General features: G+C 75.1%; 25 protein-coding genes. 22 read left to right on the top strand and 3 right to left on the bottom strand.

The genetic code is table 11. The annotated features are described in order from the left end of the window. The 19 genes from LC193_RS16340 (at window position 1) to LC193_RS16250 (ending at window position 19,804) form a co-directional block, all read left to right on the top strand. On the top strand, window positions 1-1,431 hold the full coding sequence (locus LC193_RS16340) for an NDP-hexose 2,3-dehydratase family protein (RefSeq protein ID WP_226075019.1): 1,431 nt from the start codon (window positions 1-3) through the stop codon (window positions 1,429-1,431). A 41-nt stretch (window positions 1,432-1,472) separates the two neighbouring features. Further along, the gene (locus LC193_RS16335) at window positions 1,473-2,477 is read left to right on the top strand and encodes an NAD-dependent epimerase/dehydratase family protein (RefSeq protein ID WP_226075017.1); all 1,005 of its coding nucleotides are present in this window, start codon (window positions 1,473-1,475) and stop codon (window positions 2,475-2,477) included. Window positions 2,478-2,523: 46 nt separating this feature from the next. Continuing rightward, window positions 2,524-3,243, top strand: a complete 720-nt coding sequence (locus LC193_RS16330; RefSeq protein WP_226075015.1) for a class I SAM-dependent methyltransferase — start codon at window positions 2,524-2,526, stop codon at window positions 3,241-3,243. A 118-nt stretch (window positions 3,244-3,361) separates the two neighbouring features. After that, window positions 3,362-4,471, top strand: a complete 1,110-nt coding sequence (locus LC193_RS16325) for a DegT/DnrJ/EryC1/StrS family aminotransferase (protein ID WP_226075013.1) — start codon at window positions 3,362-3,364, stop codon at window positions 4,469-4,471. A 62-nt stretch (window positions 4,472-4,533) separates the two neighbouring features. Continuing rightward, window positions 4,534-5,154: a dTDP-4-dehydrorhamnose 3,5-epimerase family protein gene (locus LC193_RS16320; RefSeq protein ID WP_226075011.1), complete on the top strand. Its 621-nt coding sequence runs from the start codon at window positions 4,534-4,536 to the stop codon at window positions 5,152-5,154. A 50-nt stretch (window positions 5,155-5,204) separates the two neighbouring features. Then, window positions 5,205-6,680 (top strand): FAD-dependent monooxygenase, encoded by a 1,476-nt coding sequence (locus tag LC193_RS16315; protein WP_404819423.1) that lies wholly within the window; start codon window positions 5,205-5,207, stop codon window positions 6,678-6,680. 39 nt (window positions 6,681-6,719) lie between these two features. After that, window positions 6,720-7,043 (top strand): TcmI family type II polyketide cyclase, encoded by a 324-nt coding sequence (locus tag LC193_RS16310; RefSeq protein WP_226075007.1) that lies wholly within the window; start codon window positions 6,720-6,722, stop codon window positions 7,041-7,043. Window positions 7,044-7,074: 31 nt separating this feature from the next. Further along, complete coding sequence (locus tag LC193_RS16305; RefSeq protein WP_226075006.1) at window positions 7,075-8,349, top strand: beta-ketoacyl-[acyl-carrier-protein] synthase family protein; 1,275 nt, start codon at window positions 7,075-7,077, stop codon at window positions 8,347-8,349. After that, window positions 8,346-9,560 (top strand): ketosynthase chain-length factor, encoded by a 1,215-nt coding sequence (locus LC193_RS16300; RefSeq protein ID WP_226075005.1) that lies wholly within the window; start codon window positions 8,346-8,348, stop codon window positions 9,558-9,560. The genes LC193_RS16305 and LC193_RS16300 overlap by 4 nt, the downstream gene beginning before the upstream one ends. A 78-nt stretch (window positions 9,561-9,638) precedes the next feature. Then, window positions 9,639-10,436 carry a 3-oxoacyl-ACP reductase FabG gene (gene fabG / locus LC193_RS16295; RefSeq protein ID WP_226075004.1) on the top strand — a complete coding sequence of 266 codons (798 nt, stop codon included), beginning with the start codon at window positions 9,639-9,641 and terminating at the stop codon, window positions 10,434-10,436. 43 nt (window positions 10,437-10,479) lie between these two features. Beyond that, on the top strand, window positions 10,480-11,427 hold the full coding sequence (locus LC193_RS16290) for an aromatase/cyclase (RefSeq protein WP_226075003.1): 948 nt from the start codon (window positions 10,480-10,482) through the stop codon (window positions 11,425-11,427). A gap of 4 nt (window positions 11,428-11,431) precedes the next feature. Further along, a complete protein-coding gene (locus tag LC193_RS16285) occupies window positions 11,432-12,862 on the top strand; it encodes an FAD-dependent monooxygenase (protein ID WP_226075002.1) in 1,431 nt (476 codons plus the stop codon). A 17-nt stretch (window positions 12,863-12,879) separates the two neighbouring features. Next, window positions 12,880-13,767 (top strand): glucose-1-phosphate thymidylyltransferase RfbA, encoded by an 888-nt coding sequence (gene rfbA, locus LC193_RS16280; RefSeq protein WP_226075001.1) that lies wholly within the window; start codon window positions 12,880-12,882, stop codon window positions 13,765-13,767. Between the two features lie 119 nt (window positions 13,768-13,886). Further along, window positions 13,887-14,891 (top strand): dTDP-glucose 4,6-dehydratase, encoded by a 1,005-nt coding sequence (gene rfbB / locus LC193_RS16275; protein WP_226074999.1) that lies wholly within the window; start codon window positions 13,887-13,889, stop codon window positions 14,889-14,891. A 70-nt stretch (window positions 14,892-14,961) separates the two neighbouring features. After that, window positions 14,962-16,140, top strand: a complete 1,179-nt coding sequence (locus tag LC193_RS16270) for a glycosyltransferase (protein ID WP_226074997.1) — start codon at window positions 14,962-14,964, stop codon at window positions 16,138-16,140. A 2-nt stretch (window positions 16,141-16,142) separates the two neighbouring features. Next, window positions 16,143-17,297 (top strand): nucleotide disphospho-sugar-binding domain-containing protein, encoded by a 1,155-nt coding sequence (locus LC193_RS16265; protein WP_226074995.1) that lies wholly within the window; start codon window positions 16,143-16,145, stop codon window positions 17,295-17,297. 106 nt (window positions 17,298-17,403) lie between these two features. Then, window positions 17,404-17,679 carry an acyl carrier protein gene (locus LC193_RS16260; RefSeq protein WP_226074993.1) on the top strand — a complete coding sequence of 92 codons (276 nt, stop codon included), beginning with the start codon at window positions 17,404-17,406 and terminating at the stop codon, window positions 17,677-17,679. Then, window positions 17,679-18,767 carry a ketoacyl-ACP synthase III family protein gene (locus tag LC193_RS16255; RefSeq protein WP_226074991.1) on the top strand — a complete coding sequence of 363 codons (1,089 nt, stop codon included), beginning with the start codon at window positions 17,679-17,681 and terminating at the stop codon, window positions 18,765-18,767. The genes LC193_RS16260 and LC193_RS16255 overlap by 1 nt, the downstream gene beginning before the upstream one ends. Next, window positions 18,764-19,804, top strand: a complete 1,041-nt coding sequence (locus LC193_RS16250) for an acyltransferase domain-containing protein (protein ID WP_226074990.1) — start codon at window positions 18,764-18,766, stop codon at window positions 19,802-19,804. The genes LC193_RS16255 and LC193_RS16250 overlap by 4 nt, the downstream gene beginning before the upstream one ends. A 100-nt stretch (window positions 19,805-19,904) precedes the next feature. Here the strand turns inward: LC193_RS16250 and LC193_RS16245 are convergent, their stop codons facing one another. Both LC193_RS16245 and LC193_RS16240 read right to left on the bottom strand, forming a co-directional pair. Beyond that, window positions 19,905-20,099: a MerR family transcriptional regulator gene (locus LC193_RS16245; RefSeq protein ID WP_086159328.1), complete on the bottom strand. Its 195-nt coding sequence runs from the start codon at window positions 20,097-20,099 to the stop codon at window positions 19,905-19,907. Beyond that, window positions 20,096-20,731 (bottom strand): hypothetical protein, encoded by a 636-nt coding sequence (locus tag LC193_RS16240; RefSeq protein ID WP_226074989.1) that lies wholly within the window; start codon window positions 20,729-20,731, stop codon window positions 20,096-20,098. Before LC193_RS16240 ends, LC193_RS16245 begins: the two co-directional genes overlap by 4 nt. A 370-nt stretch (window positions 20,732-21,101) precedes the next feature. Here LC193_RS16240 and LC193_RS16235 point away from each other — a divergent pair, with 370 nt between their 5' ends. After that, a complete protein-coding gene (locus tag LC193_RS16235; protein ID WP_226074988.1) occupies window positions 21,102-22,139 on the top strand; it encodes an ATP-binding cassette domain-containing protein in 1,038 nt (345 codons plus the stop codon). Further along, on the top strand, window positions 22,136-22,990 hold the full coding sequence (locus LC193_RS16230; protein WP_226074987.1) for an ABC transporter permease: 855 nt from the start codon (window positions 22,136-22,138) through the stop codon (window positions 22,988-22,990). The genes LC193_RS16235 and LC193_RS16230 overlap by 4 nt, the downstream gene beginning before the upstream one ends. A gap of 36 nt (window positions 22,991-23,026) precedes the next feature. Here LC193_RS16230 and LC193_RS16225 read toward each other — a convergent pair whose 3' ends face one another. Continuing rightward, entirely contained in the window at window positions 23,027-26,275 is a 3,249-nt protein-coding gene (locus LC193_RS16225; RefSeq protein WP_226074986.1) for an ATP-binding protein, read from the bottom strand. Between the two features lie 82 nt (window positions 26,276-26,357). Here LC193_RS16225 and LC193_RS16220 point away from each other — a divergent pair, with 82 nt between their 5' ends. After that, entirely contained in the window at window positions 26,358-26,711 is a 354-nt protein-coding gene (locus LC193_RS16220) for a VOC family protein (protein WP_226074985.1), read from the top strand. Window positions 26,712-26,993 lie beyond the last annotated feature (282 nt).

Raw genomic sequence — 26,993 nt, 5'->3', positions numbered from 1 at the left:
ATGTCGCAGAAAAACACGGAACACCGCGTCTTCTCCTCCGCCCTCGCCCGCGAGGGCGCCCGCACCGGCACCGCCCGATTCCTGGCGGAGCGGCGGGAACTCCAGAGCCGCGTCTGGACCCGGACGACACGCGTCCCCCTGGCAGAGCTGAACGGCTGGCACTGCCCGCCGGAGGCCGACGCGTTCCGGCACGAGAGCGGCGGATTCTTCCGTATCGAGGGCCTGTCCGTGCACGCGCAGGACAGCGCGGTCCCGCAATGGCACCAACCGATCATCAACCAGCCGGAAGTCGGCATACTCGGAATACTCGCCAAGGAATTCGACGGCACCCTGCATTTCCTGATGCAGCTGAAAGCCGAGCCGGGCAACGTGGGCGGGCTCCAGATATCGCCCACGGTGCAGGCCACCCGGAGCAACTACCTGGGGCTGCACCGCGGCAGGCCGGTCCCGTACCTGGAGCACTTCCGCGACCCCGATCCGGCCGGGGTCCTGGTCGACGTGCGGCAGTCGGAGCAGGGCGCCTGGTTCCTGCGCAAGCGCAACCGGAACATGGTGGTCGAGACCACCGAGGACGTGCCCGTCCTCGACGGCTTCCACTGGCTGACCCTGGGCCAGCTGCACACCCTGCTGGCCATGGACGACCTGGTCAACATGGACACCCGCACCGTCCTCGCCTGCCTGCCGCGCCGCGCCCCCGGCGCCGCCGCGCCCGGGGCGGCGGACGACGCGTTCACGGCCGCCCTGTGGCGCTCGCTCGACCCCGCCTCCGGCGCCCTGCACGGCATGCGGTCCGTCCTCGGCTGGATCACCGACGTCCGCAGCCGCACCCTGCTGCGTGCGGAACGCGCCCCCCTGTCCCACCTGCCGGGCTGGACGCGGGACGAGGACGGCCTGCGGCACCGCACCGGGCGGTTCTTCGACATCGTGGGCGTCCGGGTGGAGGCGGCGGGCCGCGAGGTCGGCGCGTGGGACCAGCCGATGCTCGCCGTGCGCGGCACCGGGCTGCTCGCGCTGCTCGTCACCCCGATCGACGGCGTTCTGCACGCCCTGATGCACCTGCGCGCCGAGCCGGGTCTCGTCGACGTCGCGGAGCTGGCGCCCACGGTGCAGTGCCACGTCGACAACTACGAGGTGCTGCCCGCGGCGGCCCGCCCCGCGTTCCTCGACCTGGTCCTGAACGCCGACCCCGCCGCCGTGCGGTTCGACACCAGGCTGTCCGACGAGGGCGGCCGGTTCGACCGCGTGGGCAACCGGCACCTCATCGTCGAGACCGGCAGGCTCCCCGAGCCGCCGGAGCACCGGTGGCTGCCCGTGCACCAGCTCGGCGCCCTGGTCGACCACAGCAACTACCTCAACGTGCAGGCCCGCAGCCTGCTCGCCTGCCTGCACGCGCTGGCGGCACCGGGCGCGACGCCCCCGCACCGGCCGTGAACCGCGACGCAACCCAAGCGCCACAGCGAGGAGACCACGCCATGAGCGGCACAGAAGCAACGGCCCCCGTTCCCCTCATCACCGTGCTCGGCGCGTCAGGATTCGTCGGGGCCGGCGTCGCCGCCGCCCTGGCCCGCCGCCCGGTGCGGCTGCGCCTGGTGTCCCGCCGGCCGGCCGGCCCGCCGGTGCCCGAGGCGGGCCGCGCGGCCGTCGAGACGCTGCGGGCGGACGTCACCGACCCCGAGGCGCTGGCCCGCGCCGTCGACGGGGCCGACGCCGTCGTCAACGTGCTGCTGAACGACGGGGGGTGGCGCGCCGCCGAGAACGACCCCGCCAGCGAGGCGGTCAACGTGGGCGTCGTCCGCGGCCTGGCCGCCGTGCTGCGCCGGGGCATCGGAACGGGCCGGCCGCCCGTCGTCGTCAGCAGCGGCGCGGCCTCGCAGATCGGCGTGCCGCCTGAGCACCCCATCGACGGCAGCGAGCCCGACCGCCCCGAGACCGCCTACGACCGGCAGAAGCTCGCGGCCGAGCAGGCGCTGAAGGCCGCCACGGAGGAGGGCGTGCTGCGCGGGATCAGCCTGCGCCTGCCCACGGTGTTCGGCGAGGCGACCGGCTCGGGCAACGCGGACCGCGGCGTCGTCTCCCTCATGATCAAGCGCGCGCTGGCCGGGGAGCCGATCCAGATGTGGCACGACGGGACCGTGCGCCGGGACCTGCTGCACGTCTCGGACGTGGCCAGGGCGGTCGAGGCCGCGCTCGACCAGCCGGACCGTCTTGTGGGCGGCCACTGGGTGATCGGCTCGGGGTCGAGTCCTTCGCTGGGCGAGGCGTTCAGGACGGTGGCCGACTCCGTGGCGCGGCACACCGGCGCGCCCGCCGTGCCCGTGGAGTGCGTCCAGCCGCCCGAGCACGCCCCGGTGACCGACTTCAAGAGCGTGCTGATCGACCCCTGGCGGTTCCACGCGGTCACCGGCTGGAAGCCGGAACTCTCCCTGTCCGAGGGCGTGGACCGCACCGTCGCCGCGCTCACCGCCCCCCTTGCCTGAAGGCTTCCCCGCAGGCTTCCCCGAAGGCGTCCCCGAAGGAGACAGCATGTACGGTTCCGACTTCGCCAGGATCTACGACGACGTGTACACGTTGCGCGGCAAGGACTACGGGCGGGAGACCGCCGACGTGGTCGACCTCATCCGCGAGCTGGCCCCGAACGCGGCCTCGCTGCTGGACGTCGGCTGCGGCACCGGCGGCCACCTGGTGTACCTCGCCGACCACTTCGACGAGGTCGAGGGCCTCGAACTGTCCCCCGACATGCTGGCCGTCGCCAAGGAGCGGCTGCCGGGAACCACGCTGCACCAGGGCGACATGCGGGCGTTCGACACCGGCCGCCGCTACGACGCGGTGATCTCCCTGTTCGGCACCATCAGCCACGCCTACACCGAACCCGACCTGCGCGCCGTCTTCGACTGCTTCGCCGCCCACCTCAACCCCGGCGGCGTGCTCGTCGCGGAACCGTGGTGGTTCGAGGAGGACTTCATCGACGGCTACATCTCCGCCGACGTGATCGAGCCCGAGGGGCAGACGATGGCCCGCGTGTCGCACTCCAAGCGCGAGGGCGACAGCTCCCGCATGGAGGTCCACTACCTGACGTCGGACGCGAAGTCGGGCACGCGGCACTTCTCCGAGGTCTACCGGCACCGGCTCTACACGCGCGACCAGTACGAGGCCGCGCTGCGCCACAGCGGGTTCTCGCCCCGGCACAGGCCCGGCATCGCGCAGGGCCGCGGCCTGTTCTTCGCCGTCCGCGACGGCTCCTGACCCGCCGGGTGCCGCCGGCCGCGGGCCGGCGCGCCGCGCGACACCGCCCGAGAGCGCCGGCGACGGCCGAGGAACACCGAGGACACCGAGGAACACCGAGGAACAGCAAGGAGAAGCGATGACCACGCGCGTGTGGGACTACCTGCCGGAGTACGAGAAGGAACGGGCCGACATCCTGGACGCGGTCGAGACGGTGTTCGCCTCGGGCCAACTCGTCCTGGGGAGAAGCGTCCGCGGGTTCGAGGAGGAGTTCGCCGCCTACCTCGGGGCCGCCCACTGCACCGGCGTCGACAACGGCACCAACGCCGTCAAGCTCGGCCTCCAGGCCCTCGGCGTCGGGCCGGGCGACGAGGTGATCACCGTGTCGAACACCGCGGCGCCCACCGTCGTCGCCATCGACTCCACCGGGGCCACCCCGGTCTTCGTCGATGTGCGCGAGGACGACTTCCTGATGGACGTCGACCAGGTCGAGGCCGCCATCACCGGGGCCACCAAGTGCCTGCTGCCCGTGCACCTCTACGGGCAGTGCGTCGACATGGACGCGCTGCTCGCCGTGGCGCGGCGGCACGGCCTGCCCGTGCTTGAGGACTGCGCGCAGGCCCACGGGGCCCGCCAGGGCGGCTCGCTCGCCGGGACCAGGGGCGACGTGGCCGCGTTCTCCTTCTACCCGACGAAGGTGCTGGGCGCCTACGGCGACGGCGGGGCCGTCGTGACCGGCTCGGCGGAGACCGACACGGCACTGCGCCGGCTGCGCTACTACGGCATGGCCGAGCGGTACTACACGGTCCAGACGCCGGCGCACAACAGCCGCCTCGACGAGGTGCACGCCGAGATCCTGCGCAGGAAGCTGACCCGCCTCGACGCCTACATCGACGGCCGCCGCCGCGTGGCCAGGCGTTACGAGGAAGGGCTCGGCGACACCGGCCTGAAGCTGCCGGCCACCGTGCCGGGCAACGAGCACGTCTACTACGTCTACGTGGTGCGCCACCCCAGGCGCGACGACATCATCGAACGCCTGGCCGCGTACGACATCCAGCTCAACATCAGCTATCCGTGGCCGGTCCACACGATGTCCGGGTTCGCGCACCTGGGCTACGAGCGGGGCAGCCTGCCCGTCACCGAGCGCCTGGCCGGCGAGATCTTCTCGCTGCCGATGTACCCCTCGCTGCCCGAGGACGTGCAGGACAAGGTCATCGACGCGGTGCGCGAGGTGCTCGCCACCCTCTGAGGCGGCGCCCGGCCCTCGTCCCGCCCCCCGTCCCCATCGAACCGCTGAGAGGCGGAAAAGGCATGGAAGTCAGAGAACTCGCCGTCGCCGGCGCCCTGGAGTTCACCCCGCGCGTCTTCGGAGACGAACGCGGCCTGTTCGTCTCGCCGTTCCAGGGCCAGGCGTTCACCGACGCGCACGGCGCGCCGCTCTTCCCGGTCGCGCAGACCAACCACAGCGTCTCGCGCCGCGGCGTGGTCCGCGGCGTCCACTACACGGTCACGCCGCCTGGCAACGCCAAGTACGTCTACTGCGCGCGCGGCAGCGCCCTCGACATCGTCGTGGACATCCGCGTCGGCTCGCCGACGTTCGGCCGGTGGGACGTCGTGCTGATGGACCAGCGGCACTTCAGGACCATGTACTTCCCCGTGGGCGTGGGGCACGCGTTCGTCGCGCTCGATGACGACACGGTCATGTCCTACATGCTCTCCGAGGGCTACGTGCCGGAGAACGAACTGGCGCTCCAGGTGCTCGATCCCGCTCTCGGGCTGCCGATCCCCGAGGAGATCGGCGAGCCGATCCTCTCCGACCGCGACCGAGTCGCCGTCACGCTGGCCGAGGCCCAGGCGAGCGGCGCGCTGCCCGACTACGCGCGCTGCCAGGAGATCGAGCGCGGATACGCGGGAGCGGGGGCCGGCCGATGACGGCGCGGGACACCGCGGCGGACGCGGGCCCGGGAGGGGGAACGAGCGGCATGGACAACCGGGTGATCGTGGTCGGCGCGGGCCCGACCGGGCTGATGCTGGCGGGCGAACTGCGCCTCGCGGGCGTCGAGGTCGTCGTGCTGGAACGGCTGGCCGAGCCCACGGGGCAGTCCCGCGGCCTCGGTTTCACGGCCCGCACGATGGAGGTGTTCGACCAGCGGGGGCTGCTGCCGCGGTTCGGTGAGTTCCACACCTCGGCGGCCGGGCACTTCGGCGGCCTGCCGCTGGACTTCGGCGTGCTGGACGGCATCCACTTCCAGGCCAACGGCATTCCGCAGTGGCGCACCGAGGCGGTCCTCTCGGCGTGGGCCGAGGAGCTGGGCGCGGAGATCAGGCGCGGGCACGAGCTGACCGCGATCCCCGACCACGGCGACCACGTCGAGGCCCGGTTCACCGGGCCGGGCGGCGCGGGGTCGCTGCGCGCTGCCCACCTCGTCGGCTGCGACGGGGGCCACAGCACGGTCCGCGCGCTGACCGGCATCGGGTTCCCCGGTTCCGCCGCGACGATGGAGATGTTCCTGGCCGACCTGAAGGGCGCGGGGCTGCCGCCGCGCCCCATCGGGCAGCGGGTGCCCGGCGGCATGGCGATGAACGCGCCGATCGGCGACGGCATCGACCGCATCATCGTGTGCGAACGCGGCACCGAGCCGTCGGAACGCACCGGGCCGCCGCCGTTCGCCGAGGTGGCCGCGGCCTGGCAGCGCCTGACGGGCGAGGACATCTCGGGGGCCACGCCGCTGTGGACGAGTTCGTTCACCGACTCGGCGCGGCAGGCCGAGGAGTACCGGCGCGGGCGCGTGTTCCTGGCGGGCGACGCGGCGCACGTGCACCTGCCCGCCGGCGGCCAGGGCCTGAACGTCGGCATCCAGGACGCCGTCAACCTCGGCTGGAAGCTGGGCGCCGCGCTGCGCGCGGGAACGCCCGTCGACCTGCTGGACACCTACCACGAGGAGCGGCACCCGGTCGGCGCCCGCGTGCTGATGAACACGCAGGCGCAGGGCCTGGTCTACCTCGGCGGCACCGAGGTGGACCCGCTGCGCACGGTGCTGGGCGAGCTGATGGCGTTCGACGAGGTCAACCGGCACCTGGTCGGCATGGTCAGCGGCATGGAGATCAGGTACGGCGACGCCGGGGAGTCCGCCCACCCGCTGCTGGGCCGCCGCGTCCCGCCGGTCGAGCTGGTCACCGGCGGCCGGGCCACCGACCCCGTTTCGCTGCTGCGCGACGCGAAGGGCGTGCTGCTCGACCTGTCGGGCGACGACAAGCTGGCGCGGCTGGCCGCCGGCTGGTCCGACCGCGTCGCGTTCGTTCCGGTCGCCCCGGCGCCGGCGGGGGACGGCGCGGGGGCGCTGGCCGGGGCGGACGCGGTGCTCGTGCGCCCGGACGGCTACGTGGCCTGGGTGGCGCCCGGGACCGTCGACGCCGCCGCCGCGCTGGAGCAGTGGTTCGGTCAACCCGTCCGGTAGCGCCGAGCGACCGGACCTCGCACACGAGGAGGCACAGTCATGTACAGCACACTGATCGTGGCCCGGATGAAGCCGGGCGCGGCCGACGACATCGCCCGGGTCTTCGCCGACTTCGACGCCACCGACATGCCGCACGTCATGGGCACCAGGCGCCGTGAGCTCTTCACCTACCAGGGCCTGTACTTCCACCTCCAGGACTTCGACTCCGAGGACGGCCCCCGGAACATCGCCGACGCGCGCTCCCACCCGCTGTTCGTCAAGGTCAGCGCCGAGATGCGGCCGTTCGTCGACCCGTACGACCCGGAGACATGGAAGTCGCCGGCCGACGCGATGGCCACCCGGTTCTACCGGTGGCAGGGCTGACCGCGGAACCGACGGTCCACGAGCGGAGGGGATGACAGTGGAACGACGCGCAGTGATCACCGGGGTCGGCGTGATGGCGCCGGGCGGCACGGGCACGAAGGACTTCTGGAAGATGCTGGTCGAGGGCAGGACCGCGACCCGGGGCATCACGTTCTTCGACCCCTCGCCGTTCAGGTCCCGCATCGCCGCGGAGATCGACTTCGACCCGGGGGCGCACGGGCTCGGCGGGCGCGAGGTGCGCCGCATGGACCGGGCCGCGCAACTCGCCGTCGTCGCCGCCCGCGAGGCCGTCGCCGACAGCGGCTTCGACCCGGTCGAGGCGGGCCCGGCGCGGGTCGGCGTGAGCATCGGCAGCGCCGTGGGCGCCTCGACGTCCCTTGAGGACGAGTACCGGCTCGCCAGTGACGACGGCCGCCTCGAAGCGGTCACAGGCGACTACCTGCCGCCGTGGTTCTACCACCACTTCGTGCCCAGCTCGTTCGCGGCCGAGGTGGCCTGGGCCGTCGGCGCGGAGGGCCCGGCCACGGTCGTGTCCACCGGGTGCACCTCGGGCCTCGACTCGGTCGGCCTGGCGGCCGACCTGATCCGCGAGGGCTCGGCCGACGTGATGATCTGCGGCGGGACCGACGCCCCGATCACGCCGATCACCGTGGCCTGCTTCGACGCCATCAAGGCGACCTCGCCGCGCAACGACGACGCCGCGCACGCCTCGCGCCCGTTCGACGCCTCACGCAACGGCTTCGTACTGGCCGAGGGCAGCGCGGTGTTCGTCGTGGAGGAGCTGGCGGCCGCGCGGCGCCGGGGCGCGCACGTCTACGCCGAGATCGCCGGGTTCGCCTCCCGCTGCAACGCCTACCACATGACGGGGCTGCGGCAGGACGGCGCCGAGCTGGCGGAGGCGATCCGCTCCGCCCTGGACGAGGCGCGGCTCGACCCGGAGGACATCGACTACATCAACGCCCACGGCTCAGGCACCAAGCAGAACGACCGCCACGAGACCGGCGCGTTCAAGCGGAGCCTGGGCGAGCACGCCCGCCGCACGCCGGTCAGCTCCATCAAGTCGATGGTCGGGCACTCGCTCGGCGCGATCGGCTCCATCGAGATCGCGGCCTGCGTGCTCGCCATGCGGGACAACGTCGTGCCGCCGACCGCCAACTTCTCGACCCCCGACCCCGAGTGCGACCTGGACTACGTCCCGGTCACCGCGCGGGAATGGCGCACGGACGCGGTCCTCACCGTGGGCAGCGGCTTCGGCGGCTTCCAGAGCGCCATGGTGCTGGCCGGCGCGGAACGGAGGGCCGCATGAGCGCGTCCGCCGTCGTGACCGGCTTCGGCGTGGCCGCGCCCAACGGGCTCGGCACCGAGGACTACTGGGCCGCGACCCGCGCGGGACGGGCCGGCATCGGGCCGCTCACCCGGTTCGACGCGCGCGGGTACCGGGCGCGGCTGGCCGGCGAGGTGCCCGACTTCGCCGCCAGGGACCACGTGCCGGTCCGGCTGATCCCGCAGACCGACCACATGACGCGCCTCGCCCTCGCCGCCGCCGAGTGGGCGTTCGACGACGCCGGAGTCCGGCCCTCTGACCTCGAACGGTTCGGGTCCGGCGTGGTCACGGCCGCCACCGCGGGCGGCTACGCCTTCGGCGAGCGGGAGTTGCGCGCCCTGTGGGCCGAGGGTCCCGACCACGTCAGCGCGTACCAGTCGTTCGCCTGGTTCTACGCCGTGAACACCGGCCAGCTCTCCATCAGGCACGGCGTGCGCGGCGCGAGCAGCGCGCTGGTCAGCGACCAGGCCGGCGGCCTCGACGCGCTGACGCAGGCCAGGCGGCTGATCCGCAAGGGCCAGCGGCTCATGCTCGCCGGCGGGGTCGACTCCTCGCTGTGCTCCTGGGGCTGGGTCGCGCACCTGGCCGGCGGCCGGGTCAGCGAGAGCGGCGACCCGGAACGGGCCTACCTGCCGTTCGACCGCGAGGCGCGCGGCCACGTCCCGGGCGAGGGCGGCGCCCTCCTCGTGGTCGAGGACGCCGCCGCCGCGCGCCGGCGCGGCGCCCGCGTGCACGGCGAGATCGCCGGCTGCGCCGCGACGTTCGACCCGCCGCGGGACAGCGGCAGGCCCGGCAACCTCGCCGCCGCCATCCGGGGCGCGCTCGACGACGCGGGCGCGCGCCCGGCGGACATCGACGTGGTGTTCGCCGACGCGGCGGCCGTTCCCGAACTCGACCTGGCGGAGGCCGACGCGCTGCGCGCGGTGTTCGGCCCCGGCGCGGTCCCGGTCACCGCGCCCAAGACCATGACCGGGCGGCTGGGCGCGGGGGCCGGCGCGCTCGACGTCGTGACGGCCCTGCTCGCGCTGCGCGACGGCGTCATCCCGCCGACCGTGCACGTCACCCCCGACCCGGCGTACGGGCTCGACCTGGTGACGCGGGCCCGCGCGGCCGACCTGCGCACCGCGCTCGTCCTCGCCCGCGGGTTCGGCGGGTTCAACTCCGCCGCCGTCCTGCGCGCGCCCGCCGGCTGACCGGCCCGCGCCCGCCGGCCGACCGGCCGCTTCCGACATCCCACCGCGCGTTCCGAGAAAGGCTCGGGTGAACCACACATGGCACCGACGACACCGACCGGGCGGGCGCGCGTCGCGCTCGTCACCGGCGCCACCAGCGGCATCGGCCTCGAAGTGGCCCGCACGCTCGCCGCGCGGGAGCACCGCGTGTTCCTGTGCGCGCGCGACGCGGACAACGTCGCGGCCACCGTCGCGAAGCTGCGCGCCGAGGGGCACGACGTGGACGGCACGCGCTGCGACGTCAAAAACCGCGAGGAGGTCAGGGCGTTCGTCGGCGCCGCCGTGGAACGGTTCGGCACCGTCGACGTCCTGGTGAACAACGCGGGGCGCGGCGGCGGCGGCGTCACGGCCGACCTCAGCGACGAGCTGTGGGCCGACGTGATCGAGACGAACCTCACCAGCGTGTTCGTCGTCACCCGCGAGGTGCTGACCACCGGCGGCATGCGGCACAAGGACTGGGGCCGCATCATCAACATCGCCTCGACCGCGGGCAAGCAGGGCGTGGTGCTCGCCGCCCCCTACTCGGCCTCCAAGCACGGCGTGGTCGGCTTCACCAAGGCGCTCGGCAACGAACTCGGCGGCACCGGCATCACCGTCAACGCCGTGTGCCCCGGCTACGTCGAGACGCCGATGGCCCAGGGCGTGCGCGAGCGCTACGCCGCCGCCTGGCAGGTCTCCGAGGCCGACGTCCTGGCGAAGTTCCAGGCCAAGATCCCGCTCGGCCGCTACTCCCTGCCGCACGAGGTGGCCGGCCTGGTGGGCTACCTGGCCACCGACACGGCCGCGTCCATCACCTCCCAGGCCCTGAACGTGTGCGGCGGGCTCGGCAACTTCTGACCGGCCCGGCACCCGGGCACCATCCCCGAGCGGAGGAGGCATCGTGGCCGACACAGGACCGCGAGAGACAGAACACACGATCACGGTGGCCGCGCCGGCCGCCGCCGTCTACGACCTCGTCGCCGACGTGTCCCACTGGCCGTCGGTGTTCCCGCCGACCCTGCACGCCGAACGCGTCGACGGCGACGGCGCGCGGGAGCGCATCCGCATCTGGGCGACCGCCAACGGCACGCCCAAGAGCTGGACGTCGCGCCGCCACCTCGACCCGGCGGGCCTGCGCGTCACGTTCCGCCAGGAGGTCTCCGCGCACCCGGTCGCGGCCATGGGCGGCGCCTGGATCATCGAGCCGCTGGCCGCCGACCGCTCGCGGGTGCGGCTGCTGCACGACTACCGCGCGGTCGACGACGCGCCCGACGCGCTGGAGTGGATCGACCGGGCCGTCGACCGCAACAGCCGCACGGAGCTGGCCGCGCTCAAGGCGAGCGCGGAGCTGGCCGCGGGCGCCGAGGAGCGCACCTTCACCTTCGAGGACGCGGTCCACGTGAACGGCCCGGCCAAGGACGTCTACGACTTCCTCGACGAGGCGGCGCGCTGGCCGGAACGGCTCCCGCACGTGGCGCGCGTCGCCCTCACCGAGGAGGCGCCTGGGCTCCAGCGGCTTGAGATGGACACGCGCGCCAAGGACGGCTCGGCCCACACGACCGTGTCCTTCCGCGTGTGCTTCCCGCACCACGCGATCGTCTACAAGCAGACCACGCTGCCCGCGCTGATGACCCTGCACACCGGCCGCTGGTCGCTGACGGAGCACGCGGACGGCTCGACCACGGCCGTCTCCCGGCACACCGTGACCATCGACACCGACCGGATCACCGACGTGCTCGGCCCGGACGCCGACCTCGCCGAGGCGCGCGCCCGGGTCCGCGACGCGCTCGGCACCAACAGCCGCGCCACGCTCGAACTCGCCCGCGCGCACGCGGAACGGAACCGCTGACGCCGTGCGCACCCAGGTGCTCGTGGTCGGCGCGGGCCCGGTCGGCCTCATGCTGGCCGCCGAACTGCGGCTCGGCGGCGCGGACACCGTCGTCGTCGAACGGCTGCCCGCGCCGCTCAGCCAGTCCCGGGCGTCCACGCTGCACGCCCGCACGATGGAACTCCTCGCCCAGCGGGGACTGCTTCCCGCGTTCGGCGCACCGCCGCACGCGGGCACGGGACATTTCGGCGGGCTGCCGCTGGACCTCAGCCGGGTCCCCAGCCCGTACGCCGGACTGTGGAAGATCCCGCAGCCCCGGATCGAACGTGTCCTGGCCGACCGCGCGACCGCGCTGGGCGCCACCGTCCTGCGCGGGCGCGCGGTCACGGCCCTCGACACGGCGGCGGACCGTGTCACCGCCGCGGTCGACGGCCCCACCGGGCCGTCGACCGTGACGGCCGACTGGGTCGTCGGCTGCGACGGCGAGGACAGCACGGTCCGGCGCCTGGCCGGCATCCCGTTCCCCGGCACCGACGGGACGCGGGAGCTGCTGCGCGCGGACCTCGCGGACATCGACCTGCCCGCCCGGCGGTTCGAACGGCACCCGCGCGGCCTCGCCGTGGCCGGGCCCGTGGCGGAGGGGGTGACGCGCGTGATGGTCCACGAGTACGGCGGCGCGCCGCGCGAACGCGGGGGGCTCGCGTTCGGCGAAGTCGCCGCCACGTGGGGACGCGTCGTCGGGGAGGACATCTCCGGCGCGCGTCCCCTGTGGGTCAACGCGTTCGACGACACCGCCCGGCAGGCCGCGCACTACCGCGCGGGACGCGTCCTGCTCGCGGGGGACGCCGCCCACCGGCAGCTGCCCGTCGGCGGGCAGGCCCTCAACCTCGGCCTGCACGACGCCGTCAACCTCGGCTGGAAGCTCGCCGCCACCGCGCGCGGCCTGGCCCCCGCCGGGCTCCTCGACACCTACCACGGCGAACGCCACCCCGCCGGGGCCAGGACGCTGACCGCGATCCGCGCCCAGACGCTGCTGCTGCTCGGCGGCCCGCGCGTGGACGGCGTCCGCGCACTCGTCGGGGAACTGCTGCGCCTGCCGGGGCCCCGCGCGCACCTGGCGGCCGGCATCGCGGCGGTCGAACCCGACCCGCCCGGCCGCCCGGCGCACGACCCCGGCGCGTCGGCCGCCATGGACGCCGCGCTCCGCGCGGCGCGCGGCCTGCTCCTCGACCTGTCGGGCAGCGCGGCACGGACCGCCGCGCTGCGCGCGCGCTGCGCCGGCTGGGCCGGCCGCGTCGACGTGGTCGGCACCGCGCCGCGCCCGCCGGGCGCGCCCGGGCCGCCGCCGGGCGCCGCCACCGTACTGGTCCGCCCGGACGGGGTCACCGCGTGGCGCGGCGGCCGGGACGCCGACCCCGAGGACGCGCTGCGCGGCTGGTTCGGCGCGCCGCACTGATCTCAACGGAGGCAACCGTGAAGGGAATCATCCTCGCGGGCGGCAGCGGCACCCGCCTGCGCCCGCTGACCGGCGCCCTCTCCAAGCAGCTGCTGCCGGTCTACGACAAGCCCATGATCTACTACCCGCTCTCCGTCCTCATGCTGGCCGGAATCCGCGACGTGCTGGTCATCTCCTCGCGCGCGCACGCCGACCTGTACGAGGAACTGCTCGGCGACGGCTCCCGGCTCGGCATCCGCATCGAGTACGACGAGCAGCCGGAGCCGCGCGGCATCGCGGACGCGCTGGTCATGGGGGCCGACTTCGTCGGGGACGACCGGGTGGCGCTGATCCTGGGGGACAACATCTTCCACGGCCCCGGCTTCTCCGCGATCCTGCGGGACAGCATCGAACGCCTCGACGGCTGCGCCCTGTTCGGCTACGCGGTGCACGATCCGCAGCGGTACGGCGTCGCCACCGTGGACGCGTCGGGCCGGCTGCTGGCCATCGAGGAGAAGCCGGCGGCGCCCCGTTCCCGCCTCGCGGTGACCGGCCTCTACCTGTACGACAACGACGTCCTCGGCATCGCGAAGAACCTGGGCCCCTCGGCGCGCGGCGAGTTGGAGATCACCGACGTCAACCTCGCCTACCTCGCCCAGGGCCGGGCCCGGCTGACCGAACTCGGCCGCGGCTTCGCCTGGTTGGACATGGGCACGCACGACTCGCTGCTCCAGGCCGGGCAGTACGTGCAGCTGCTTGAGCAGCGGCAGGGCGAGTGGGTCGCGTGCGTGGAGGAGATCGCCCTGCGCATGGGGTTCATCTCGGCCGACGCGTGCCTGCGGCTCGGCAAGGAGATGGCGAACTCCGCCTACGGCAGATACCTGATGGAGATCGCCTCCCGGCACGCGGTGGCGCCCGTCGGCTGAGCCGCACGCCCGCTCCCCCGCGGCCCCCGCGCGCGCCACGGCGCGGCGGACCCGCACCCGAACCCCCTGACGACATACGGGACGGACTCCCGTCTCCCGAAGGAAAGGCAGCGGAAACCATGCGTGTTCTGGTGACCGGAGGCGCCGGTTTCATCGGCTCCGCCTTCGTGCGCAACCTGCTCGGCGGCGCGTACCCGCAGCTGCCCGCCGCCCGCGTGACCGTGCTCGACCTGCTCACGTACGCGGGCAACCTCGCCAACCTGGCACCGGTGGCGCACCGCGCCGACCTGCGTTTCGTACACGGCGACATCGGGGACCCCGGCCTGGTCGCCGACCTGATGCGGGACACCGACCTGGTCGTCCACTTCGCCGCCGAGTCGCACGTCGACCGGTCCATCTCCGCTGCGCGCGACTTCGTGCGCACCAACGTGCAGGGCACCCAGGTGCTGCTCGACGCCGCGCTCGCGGCGGGCCGCCCCACGTTCGTCCACGTCTCGACGGACGAGGTGTACGGCTCGATCGACAGCGGCTCCTGGACCGAACGGCAGCCGCTCGCGCCCAACTCCCCCTACGCCGCGTCGAAGGCGGCCTCCGACCTGCTCGCCCTCGCCTACCACCGCACGCACGGACTCGACGTCCGGGTGACGCGCTGCTCGAACAACTACGGTCCGCACCAGCACCCGGAGAAGGTGCTGCCGAGGTTCGTGACCAACCTGCTGGACGGGCTGCCCGTGCCGCTGTACGGCGACGGGGGCAACGTGCGCGAGTGGCTGCACGTGGACGACCACTGCCGGGCCGTCGCCCTGGTCGCCGGGGCCGGCCGCCCCGGCGGCGTGTACAACATCGGCGGCGGCACGGAACTCAGCAACCGGCAGCTCACCGACCGCCTGCTCGCCCTGTGCGGCGCGGACTGGAGCGCCGTGCGCCCGGTGGCCGACCGCAAGGGGCACGACCGGCGCTACTCGCTCGACTCGACCCTGATCGAGGGCGAACTGGGCTTCACCCCGCTCGTCCCGTTCGACACGGGTCTCGCCGCGACGGTGGCCTGGTACCGCGACAACCGCGACTGGTGGGAGCCGTCGCGGTCCGGCGGGCGCGGGCTCCACCTCGTCGCCGGGGCCTGACCCGGCGCGGCAGCCACGACCGGCCGCCCCCGCGCGGCAGCCACAACCGGCCAGAAGAAAGGACCGCCGCGTGCGTTACCTGTTCACCGCGATGCCAGGCGCCTCGCACCTCTACCCCATGGTCCCGGCGCTGCGCGCCGCCCGGCTCGCGGGCCACGACGTCCTCGTCGCCACCGCGGGCGACGCGGTCGGCGCCGCCGCGCGGGCCGGGCTCCCGGTCCTGGATGTGGCCGAGGGCCAGGAGATCGCCCCGGTCTTCGACCGCATGCTGGGCGACATCCTCGAACCCGGCCTGTCGGACGGCGCCCTGATGAACGTGGTCGCGACCGCGTTCGCCACCATCGGGGACCGCATGATCGACGGGCTGCTCGCCGCCGCCCGCGCCTGGCGTCCTGACGCCGTCGTCTACGAGCCCGGCATGTCGGGCGGCCTGATCACCGCCAGGGAGACGGGGGTGGCCGGCGTCGTGCACGGCGTCGGGCTGCGCCACCCCACCGCCTGGGGCATGTTCGGCATGGCGCCGAGCGCGCGCCGCCTGGGCATCGAGAACCTGCCCGAGCACCCGGAATTCGAGATCTGCGTCAGCCCCGACTCCCTCGAAGCGCTCAACGAGACGCCGGGCGAGGACGAGGCGTTCGTCATCAAGCTGCTCATGAACCCGACCCCGTTCAACGGCGGCGGCGAGCTGCCCGAGTGGGCCCTGAGCCGGGGCGACCGGCCGCGCGTCGTCGTCAGCATGGGCTCGGCCTCCGCCGCCATGCGCGAGGGGCGCGTGCTGACCGAACTGGTGCGCGGCGCCGCCGCGTTGGACGCCGAGGTCGTCGTCACCACGGGCAGCGGCGGCCTGCCCGCCGCACTCGACCCGCTGCCGAAGAACGTGCGCGCCGTCTCCTGGCTGCCCATGAGCGAGCTGCTGCCGGTGTCGGACGCGGTGATCCACCACGCCGGGATGGGCACTTTGTACGCCGCCTACGCGGCCGGCGTTCCCCAGCTGTCCGTCCCGCCCTCCGGCGGGCAGCCCGCTCCGCACGAGGTGACCGAGGCGCGCGGCGCCGGGCTCACCCTCACACCCGACGAGCTGACGGCGCGGGAGGTCACCGGCGCGGTGCGCGCCCTGCTTGAGCAGCCGGGCTTCCGGACGGCGAGCCGCGAGGTCGCCGCCGAGATGGCCGCCATGCCGGGACCGACGGCCGTGATGGACCGGCTCACCCGGCTCATCCGCGCCACCGCCGACGACGGAGAGGAATAGCCGTGCGCCTGCTGTTCACGACCACGCCCGGGTTCTCGCACACCACACCGCTGCTGCCGCTGGCCCACGGCGCCCGGCTGCACGGCCACCAGGTGCTGTTCGCCGTCAGCGGTCCGGCCGCCGGCGCGGCGCGGAACGCCGGGCTGCCCACGGTCGACGCGGTACCGGACGACGACGTGACCCGCCCGTACGTCACGCTGGCCAGGACCGCCGCGCAGGAGGACCTGCCGGTCGCGGAGACGATGCGGATGGTGTTCTCCGCGTTCGGCGAGATGTCCTCGATGATGCTGGACGGCATCGTCACGACCGCGCGCCGGTGGCGGGCGGACGCCGTCGTCCACACGCCGATGCTGTCCGCCGGGCCGCTCGCGGCCCGGGCGAGCGGCGCGACCTCCGTGCTGCACGGCATGGGCCTGCGGCACCCGGCGTTCCCCACCCCGCCGGAGCTGGCCGAGGACGCGGCGCGGCGCTACGGCATCGACCCGGCCGACTGCGGTCCGCACGCCGAGCTGGTGCTCGCGCCCGCGTCGCTCGAACGCGTCAACCCGACGGCGCCCGGCACCACCGTTCCGCTGCTCCCCCTGCGGCCGAGCCCCGACAACGGCGGCGGGCGCGTGCCCGCGTGGGCGCTGGCCCGAAGCGACCGGCCGCGCGTCGTCGTCACGCTCGGCTCCGTGCCCTCGCACACCGACGGGCACAAGAACGTCATGGCCACCGCGCTCGACGCGCTGGCCGACGACGCGGTCGAGGTGGTGCTGACCGCGGGCGGCGCCGCGCTCGACGCGCTCGGCCCGCTGCCGCCGTGGGTGCGCACGGTCGACTTCGTGCCGCTGACCAGCCTCCTGCCGACGTGCGACGCGATCGTCCACCACGGCGGCATGGGCACGATGTTCAGCGCGCTCGCGGCCCGCGTGCCGCAACTGATCGTGCCCACGACCAGCGGGGACGCCCTCACCAACGGCGAGGTCGTCGAGAAGAGCGGCACCGGGCGCGTGCTGCTGCCCGCCGACCTGTCCGCCGACGCGCTCGGCGCGGCCGTGCGCGACCTGCTGCACGCGCCGGGCCGCCGCGAGGCCGTCGCCGGGGTCGCCGCCGAGATGGCGGCCATGCCGGGTCCTGGGGCCGCGCTCGACGCCCTGGCGGCGCTGCGCGCCTGACCACGGCACGGGAGAACGCCGGCACGAGGAACCGCCGGGAGAACGCCGGCAAGAGAACGCCGCCGGGAGAACGCCGCACCACCACGTCACGAGAAGGGGACGACCGATGAGCGCACTGAGCATGGACAGCCTGCTGGAGACCATCAACCGCTGCCTGGGCGAGGACGACGACGTCACGCTCGGGCCCGAGGCCGCCGACGCCGACTTCGACGACCTCGGCCTCGACTCGCTCGCCGTCCTTGAGACGCTGAACCAGGTCGAACGCCAGGTCGGGGTCAAGGTGCCGGAGGAGCTGCTGGCCGACGTCCGCACCCCGGCGGCGCTGCTGACCCTGGTGAACGAGCGCGCGGCGGAGCCCGAGCAGGCGGCGAGCGCGGGCTGATGGCCGGCGACGACCTGTTCATCGCGAGCCTGGGCACCCGGCTTCCGCCACCGCTCCCGGTGGCGGAAGCCGTGGCGTCGGGGAGCTGCGCGCCGGGCGTCGCGCGCGCCTCCCGGATGCGTTCGGTCGTCGTCTCCGACGGTGAGTCGGGGCCCGAACTCGCCGCGGGCGCCGCCTCGGTGGCGCTCGAACGCGCGGGCGGCCAGGCGGCGGCCGACGTCGACCTGGTCCTGCACGCGCACGTGTACCACCAGGGGCACGTGGTCTGGGCGCCCGCCTCGTACGTGCAGCGCGTCGCCGTGGGCGGCCACTGCCCGGCGTTCCAGGTGCAGCAGGCGTCGAACGGCGGCCTCGGCGCGGTCGAGCTGGCGTCGGCCTACCTGCTCGCCGCGCCGGAGCGCTCGGCCGCGCTCGTCACGACGGGCGACCGGTTCGCGCCGCCCCGCTTCGACCGGTTCGGCAGCGACCCAGGCACGGTGTACGCCGACGGCGGGACCGCGCTGCTGCTGTCCCGGCGCGGCGGGTTCGCGCGGCTGCGCAGCCTGGTGACGGTCTCGGAGCCGGAACTCGAAGGGATGCACCGGGGCGACGACCCGTTCGGCGCCGCCCCGTTCGAGCACAGGCCGATGGTCGATCTCGACGCGCACAAGCGGGACTTCGTCGAACGGCACAGCCTGTCGTTCAGCATCGCCCGCGTCGGCGCGGGGCAGCGCGCCGCGATCAAGCAGGCGTTGAGCCGCGCGGGCGCGGGGCTCGCGGACATGGACCGCGTCGCGCTGCCGCACCTCGGCCACCGGCGGCTGCGCTCGGGCTACTTCCGCGCGTTCGGCCTCGACGAGGAGCGCACCACCTGGCACTGGAGCAGGACCGTGGGCCATCTCGGCGCGGGCGACCCGATCGCCGGCCTCGACCACCTGGTCGGCAGCGGCGAGTTGCGTGCGGGGCAGCTCGCCCTGCTGGTCAGCGTGGGCGCCGGCTTCACGTGGTCGTGCGCCGTGGTGGAGATGCTGCGGGACGTGCCGTGGGCGACGGGCCGCTGCGCGGCCCGCGAGGAACCGGAAGAACATGAGGGAGGGGAGGCGGCGTGACGGCAGGGACGGCGGGCGGCGGGCCGCTGCCGGTGGCGCTGCTGCTGCCGGGGCAGGGCGCGCAGTACCCGGGGATGGCCACGGGGCTCTACCGAAGCGAACCGGTCTTCGCGGAGGCGGTCGACGAGGTGTTCGCCGCGCTCGGCGCCGAGGGGCGCGAGCTGCGCGCGGACTGGCTGGCCGACCGGCCCGCGGTGCCTTTGGACGACGCGCGCCGCTCGCAACCGCTGCTGTTCGCCGTCGACTACGCACTCGCCCGGCTGGTCGAGTCCTGGGGCGTCGCACCGGCCGCGCTGCTCGGGCACAGCGTGGGCGAGGTGGTGGCGGGCGCGCTGAGCGGGGTGTTCGCCGTCGGGGACGCCGCGCGGCTCACCGTCGCGCGCACGCGGGCGCTGGCCGGGGCCCCGCCCGGCGGCATGCTCGCGGTGTCCGCCTCCCGCGCGGAGGTCGAGCGCGTGCTCGGGGGGCCGGGGGGCGAGGTGGTCGTCGGGGCCGTGAACGCGCCGAGGCAGACGGTGCTGGCGGGGCCCGACGCGGGTCTCGACAAGGCCGCTCGCGCGCTCGGGGACGCCGGCCTCACCTGCCGGCGGGTCGCCTCGCGTACCGCGTTCCACAGTCCCGCGCTCGCGGACGCGGCGCGCGCCACGGCCGGCCTGTTCGCGGGCGTCCCGATGGCGCCGTGCCGGGTGCCGGTGTGGTCGGCGTACACCGCCGCCCCGCTGACGCCGGACGAGGCGGTCGACCCGTCGTTCTGGGCCGCCGGCCCTGCCGCGCCCGTGCTGTTCTGGGACGCCCTGGACGCGTTGCTGGCCACGGGCGACCACCTGCTGGTCGAGGTGGGCCCGGGGCAGGTGCTCACGCGGGCCGCGCGCCGCCATCCGGCCGTCAGGTCGGGCCGCGGCCGGGTGGTGCCCCTGCTCCCGGCGCGCGCCACGGACCCGGACACGGAACGCGCGGCCGTGCGCCGTGCCGAGACGGCCCTGCGCGAGGCTGTGACGTCGCGCGCCGCCACGGCCCCACGCGCCGCCATGGCGTGAACGCCCGGCCGCTCCGCCAAGCCCTGCGAGGGCGGGCGGAGCGGCCGGGCGCTTTCTGCGTTGTGCCGGGCGTTCTCCTCGGTGCGGCGCGCGGGTCCTGTCACCCGGCGCCGTTGTGCCGCCTGGCCGCGATGGCGACGAGTTCGTCGAGGTCGTACTCGGCCCGGCGCGGACTGCCGTAGCGGGTGATCTTGCCCCTGCTGGCCCACTTGCGGATCGTCGCCTCCGACACGCCCACGGCGAGCGCGGCGAGTTCGGTCGGCAGCGTGCGCTCGGGAGCCGCCCGCCCGCTCACGCGGCGGCCCGCCGCGCCCCGGCGACGGCCGCGGGACGCTCCCCGCCGGGCCGCATGCGGTGGACGAGCAGCAGCAACTGGCCCGGACCCCACCGGTGCCCGGCCGGGCAGCCCGCGCCGCCGTCCGGCAGCCCGGCGATGGTCGCCGAGCAGCCCGGGTGCACGCACGGGCCGAGTTCGGCCACGGGCGCGTCCCGGCCCGCGGCGCGGCGCGCGGCGCGCAGGGCCGCGGCCAGCTCCGCGGCGAAGTCGCCCGCCGCGGGGTGGACCGCGAGCCAGTCGAGGTGCCCGAGCAGGAACGCGGCGAGCGGGCCAGGATCGCGGCGCGGCGCGGGCAGCCCGCGCCCCGCGGCGACCACCCCGCTCCACGAGGCGAGCAGGGACAGCGCCTCCGCGCGGGCCTCGATGGCCGCCCCGCGCAGCGGCGCGGAACGGCCGCGCGTGCCGCTCACCCGTTCGCGCGCACGCGCCGACCCGCCGGTCCGCGTCATGGCCAACGCGCTGTGGATCGACGGGAGTTCGGCCAGGGCGGCGGCGGCCCGCTCCCGGCATTCCTGGCACAGCCCCGGGGCCGGCCCGCCGGGGTCCTCGGTCCGAGCGCAGTCCGGGGCGGGGCAACGATCCGTGCTCATCGTCCTTGCTCTCCTTCGGCGTTCACATCGGGACGCCCTCAAGGCTCACCCGCCCCTCGCGGCAGCGGAAACGGAAGTGCGGAAGGCTCCCGGGCCCCTCCGCTTCGCGCCCGGCTGCCCGTTCTCGCGCGGACGGCCGCCCGTTCCGCGCGCCCGGCTGCCCGTTCCCGAGCGGGCGGCTGCCCGTTTCCGCGCGCGGGCCACCGCGCGGGTTCCGCGGCGCCGCAGCCGCCCGCAGACGGTTTCTGCGCCCGCCAGAGCCGTTCTCGCGCCCCGGAGACGAACGGCGAGAACGACCGGACCGACCGGACCGACCGGTAAGCAGCCGGCAGCCAGGCGCTGCCCCGGCGACAAGGAGAAGTGGACGGACATGGACCCCACCCCAGCCAGCGAGGCCGACGCGGCGATCGTCACCCGCGGCCTCGTCAAGACCTTCGGCGGCCACCGCGCCGTCGACGGCATCGACCTGACCGTTCCGGCCGGGAGCGTGTACGGCGTCCTCGGGCCGAACGGCGCGGGCAAGACCACCACGGTCAGGATGCTCGCGACGCTGCTGCGCCCGGACGGCGGGCAGGCCAGGGTCTTCGGCCGGGACGTGGTCGAGGACCCCGACGGCGTGCGTTCCCTGGTGAGCCTGACCGGCCAGTACGCGTCGGTCGACGAGGACCTGACCGGCGTGGAGAACCTGGTGCTCCTCGGGCGGCTGCTCGGCTTCGGCAAGGCGGAGGCGCGCAGGCGCGCGGAACTGCTGCTCGACGCGTTCGGGCTGTCGGAAGCGGCCGGCAGGCAGGCCAAGACCTACTCGGGCGGCATGCGCCGCAGGCTGGACATCGCCGCGAGCATGGTGAACCGGGCCAGGCTGCTGTTCCTCGACGAGCCGACCACGGGCCTCGACCCGCGCAGCAGGGCCCAGGTGTGGGAGGTCGTGCGGATGCTCACGCACAGCGGGACGACCGTCCTGCTGACCACCCAGTACCTGGAGGAGGCCGACCAACTCGCCTCCCGCGTCGCCGTCATCGACCGCGGCTCGGTCGTCGCCGAGGGCACCCCGGCCGCGCTCAAGTCCCGCCTGGGCGCCGGAACGGTGCGGCTGCGGCTGCGGAACGCGGGCCAGCGCCTTGAGGCCGAGTACACGCTGCGGCGCGCGCTTGAGGTGGCCGTGCAGCCCGGCAACGAGCCCGGCACGCTGTACGCGCTGCTGAACGCCGACGACCTGGTGGGCGACCGCGCGAACGACCGCGTCGCGCACTCGCTGTCCGAGCTGGCCAGGGCGGGCATCGGCGTCTCCGAGTTCTCCCTCGGGCAGCCGAGCCTCGACGAGGTCTTCCTCGCGCTCACCGACGGGGCCGGGGCGAACTCCTCGGCCCTCGCCCAGCACACCGACCGGACCCGGGAGGGGGACCGATGACCACCCAGGAGCGGACGCACGCCGCCGCGCCGACGGAGTCGGCCAACGTGGACGCGCTGCGGGAACTGATGGAGAGCACGCGGGCGCCGCGCCGGCCGGGGGCGTTGTCCACGTCGATGACGTTCGGCTGGCGGGCGATGCTCAAGATCAAGCATGTGCCCGAGCAGTTGTTCGACGTGACCGTGTTCCCGGCCATCATGACGCTGATGTTCACGCACCTCTTCGGCGGCGCGCTGGCCGGGTCGACCACCGAGTACCTCCAGTTCCTGCTGCCCGGCATGATCGTGATGAGCGTCATGATGACCACGATGTACACGGGCACCGCGCTCAACATCGATGTCAACAAAGGGGTGTTCGACCGGTTCAGGACACTGCCGATCTGGCGCCCCTCCGCGCTGGTGGGGGCGCTGCTCGCGGACCTCGTGCGCTACATGATGGCGTCGGTGGTGATGATCGCGCTGGGCTACGCGCTCGGCTACCGGGCCGACGGCGGTGTCGTCGGCGTCGTGGCGGCGCTGGCCCTGCTGCTGCTGTTCTCGTTCAGCTTCTCGTGGGTGTGGACCATGTTCGGCCTGCTGATGCGCTCGGAGAAGTCGGTGCAGAGCGTGAGCTTCGCCGTGCTGTTCCCCCTGGCGTTCACCAGCAACGTGTTCGTCGACCCGGAGACCATGCCGGACTGGCTGCGGGCCTGCGTCGAGGTCAGCCCGGTCACGCACCTGGTGGACGCGATGCGCGGGCTCATGGACGGCACGTCGGTCGCGGGGCCCGTGGGCTGGGTGCTGCTGTGGAGCGTGCTGCTGACGGCCGTCTTCGGCGGCGTCACGATGCGGCTGTACAACCGGAAGCTGTGACGCGCGGCCGTCCCCCGGGCCCGCCGCCCCGCGCGGTCACAGGGTCCACTCCACCGGCGGGTCCGGCCGGTACGCGCACACGTGCCCGGTGGTGACCGAGTCACCGAGGTGGTCGGCCAGTTCGGGGTGCAGGCCGCCAAGTCGCCGCAGCACGTACCTGATCCGGCCCGAGACCGCCTTCCTGGCCCGTTCCGCCTCATCGCCGGCCGGCTCGCGCCGGCCGGCCGGGCCCCCGGCGGCCAGGTCCGCGAGCAGGGCCGCCCGTTCCCTGTCCGCCTCGGCCGCCTCCGCGTCCCGCCCGGCGGCCAGGGCCCGCGCGATCCGCCGCTCGACGGCCGCGAGCCGCCGGGCGGCCTCGCCGGCCGACCCCGCCGGGGCGTCGGCCGGGTCGGCCGGCGGGCCGCCGGCCGGCGCGAGGAGCCGGACGGCCGGCACCTCGGTGCCTGGCCGCGCCAGCAGCCGGCGCAGATCGTGCAGCCCCTTCGCGTCGGGCACGTGCACCGTCCGGCCGGAGAAGCGGAGCGTCCAGGCGCCGTCGCGCAGTTGGAACAGGTTGTCCCCGGCGCCCGCGCCCCCCGGCGGCGCCTGCCGTCCCGCCGCGCGCAGCGGCGCGGGCCCGCCGAGCCCGGCGGCGGCGCGTTCCGCGGCGCGGGCCATCCCGAGCGCGGTCGCGTCCCGGCGCGCCTCGTCGAACAGCGCGGCGGCGCGTTCGGCGTCACCGCGCCCGGAGCGCGCGGTCAGCACACCGGCGAGCCGCAGCGTGGCCTCGACCGACCACGGCAGCGCGCCGAGCCGCCCGGCGGCGCGCCTTGCCTCCGTCAGCCCGGCGACGGCCGCGTCACACCGGCCGAGGGCCGCGTCGAGCACCGAGGCCCACAGCAGGTAGGGGCCGTGCACGTCGTAACCGGCGATGGAGACGGCCCAGTTGCCTTCGAGCGGCGCCAACTCGGCGCGCAGGCGGCGGCAGCGCGCCGCGTCCCCGGCGAGCGCGGCCGTCTGCGCCTGGAACCGCAGCCACAGCGGCGCGAACCACACCGGGTGCCGCACCCCGTCCGCCTCGCACGCCCTGAGGTAGCGCACCGCCCGGTCCACGTCGCCGCGCTGCACGGCCGTGAGCGCGGCGGCCAACCCCGCGCCCGCGTCCCAGCGTTCGGTACTCGCGTCCTCGCGTCCCGCGCCCGGGTCCTCGTCGTCGCGCCCGCCGGCCCCGGGGCCCGAGCCGCCGCGCGCCAACGACAGCGCCCACGCCTGGTGCCGCCACAGGCTCGCGCGGTCGAAGGAGACCTGCTCGCCCCCTGCCCGCGCGTTCCTGATGAACTCCTCGGCGTCCTCGAAGCGCCCGGTCAGCGTCGCCACCGCGCACCGGCTCAACCGCGCCTCGTCCCGGTCCCGCGGCGCCCCGGAGCGCTCCGCCCTGGCCGCGAACGCCCGGTGCTCGTCGAGGAACCGCGGGTCCCCCACTTCGAGCAGCGCGCCCAGCCGCCGCCCCGCCGCCTGCAACTCCAGCGTGAGGTCGCCGCGGCGCCGCGCGACGCCGAGCAACTCCTCGCTCAGCGCGCGCCGTTCCGCCGTCGTCCGGGGCGACCAGATCGCGTCGTGCCGCGCCAGCAGACCGAAGCCGAGTGCGAGATCGTCGCCGCTGCGGCGCGCCAACTGCACGGCGCGCAGGCTCAGTTCCTGCGCCCTGCGGTCCAGCGGAACTCCCCCGGCCGTCGCGCCGGACGCGGGACCGCTCCCTGCGGCCAGCGCCTCGTGCGCCTCCCGCACGGCGTCAGCGAGCAGCGGGTCGTGCCGCCCGGGATCGCGCAGCGCGTGCAGCGTCAGGGCGGCACGCGCGAGCAACTGGTCGTCGCGCAGCTCCCTGGCCAGGATCAGCACCTCGCCGAACGCGGCGTGCGCGCCGGTCGCGTCGCCCAGCGCGTAGCGGGCGGCGGCCAGGTCGAGGGTCACCAGGGCCCGGCGCTCCACCTCCCGCGCGGGCACGGCCTCGCGCGCCCGCCCGTAGTGGCCGACGGCCTCCTCCATCGCCAGCCGCCCCACCGCGTCCCGCGCGGCGGCCAGCAGGTACTCGACGGTCTCCGCCGCCTGGACCTCGTCCCCGGCGGCGACGGCGTGCCGCGCCAGGTCGGCGGGCAGCGGCACCTCGTCCGGGTCACGCCGCAGCGCGCGCAGCGCGGCGGCGTGCGCGCGGCGCAGCCCGGCCGCGTCGAACCGCGCGTACAGCGCCTCGCGGATCAGATCGTGCGCGAAGCCGAACCGGCCGCCGTCGAGCGGCGCCACGAGCCGCGCCGCCACGGCCCGCGCGACCAGCGCGTCCGCGTCCTCGGGCGCCGCGCCGAGCACGGCGGCCGGCTGCCGGGGCCAGAACGCCTGCCCGAGCACGGCCGCCGCCGAGAGGAACGCGGCCAGGTCGGCGGGGAGTCGCGCGAGCCGCTGCTCCAGCGTCCAGCGCACCCCGGGCGCCATCTCGTCCACCGGGCTGCCCTGGGCCCACAGCCGCGCGGTCTGCTCCACGAAGAACGGGTTGCCGCCGGTGCGCCGGTGCACCTCGGCCGCCGTCCCGCCGTCCGGCTCCCTGCCGGTCGTCCGCGCCATGAGCCGCGCGACGGCCTCCGGGGCGAGGCCGGTCAGGGCGAGCACGCGGGCGCGGGCGAGCAGGGGTTCCGGCAGCGCGCCCCGCGGGCCTTCGGCCGCGTCGTCGCGGTAGGTGCCGATCACCAGGACGCGTTCCGACCACGTGTGCCGCACGAGGAACTGGAGCAGGCGCACGGAGGCCGCGTCGGCCCAGTGCAGGTCCTCCACGACGACGACCACGGGCCGCCACTGGGCGGCCGAGAGCAGCAGGTCGGTCACGGCGTCGTGCAGGAGGAAGTCGCGCGCGGCGGGCGGCCGTTCGCCGTCGCCGCCGGGTCCTGCGCCGGGTCCTGTGTCAGGTGCGGAACGCGCCTCCCCGCCGCCCTCGCCGAGCAGCGCGGCCAGGCCGGGGCCCGAGGTCTCGGCCAGGGCCGGCCAGCGGCCCGGTCCTGCCGCGCGGCGCAGCGCGCGCACGACCTGCATCCACGGCCAGTACCCGGGGCTGCCGCCGTGCTCCCAGCACGCGGCGGCGAGCACGAGGGCGCCGCGCGCCCGCGCGTGCCCGAGGGCGCTGGTCACGAGGGTCGTCTTGCCGATGCCCGCCTCGCCGGCGACAAGCACGAGGCCGCCGTGGCTGTCGGCGGTGCGGTCGATCTCCGCGCGCAGCAGGCCGGCGGAATGCTCGCGCCCCAGCGGGTCGGATGCGTGCACGGTGTCCGGTCCCCTCCGCGACTCCGCGTTGCGGCATGGCGAAAAACCCACCCTAGCAGGGGCGTTGACTATGCTCAGGCCCATGGCACTGGAATGGGAACAGATCATCGTCGACTCCGCCGACCCCGTCGCCCTCGGGCGCTGGTGGGCCGAGGCTCTCGGCTGGGTGGTGGTCGACGAATCCGAGGAGATCATCGAGATCCGGCCTGAGCCGGACCGGATGCCGGGGCTGCTCTTCGTGCCTGTTCCCGAGGGCAAGGCGTCGAAGAACCGGCTCCACCCCGACTTCCGCCCCGACGACCAGGAGGCCGAGGTCGCCCGGCTGCTCGCTCTGGGCGCCCGGCGCGCCGACACCGTGCGGGAGGAGCAGCACTGGGTGACCCTCCTCGACCCGGAGGGCAACGAGTTCTGCGTCCTGAGTGAGCGGAGGAGCTGAGCGCAGGCACCGGCGCAAGCACGGGGCGGGGACCGGGCAGTTGCCCGGGGCCCCGACGTCCCACGCCGCGACACGGACAGGTCCGACACGGCGGCGGGGCGGCGCCGTGGCGGCCCCATCCGTTCCGGGTTCGCCGGGTACCCCTTCGACGCCCGCGCCCTCAAGGCGCCCGCGCCCTCAAGGCGCCCGCGCCCTCAAGGCGTCCGCGACAGGGCCTCTTCCGCAGTTGTGCTGACGCGGCGGGCGGGCGGGCGGAGGCTGGTCGGCGACTGGTGGAACCGA

The sequence above is a fragment of the Streptomyces marincola genome (assembly GCF_020410765.1).
GTDB classification, from domain to species: Bacteria; Actinomycetota; Actinomycetes; order Streptomycetales; family Streptomycetaceae; genus Streptomyces; species Streptomyces marincola.
The sequence above is the reverse complement of the archived record's forward strand: the minus strand, read 5'-3'. Positions and strand labels throughout refer to the sequence as shown.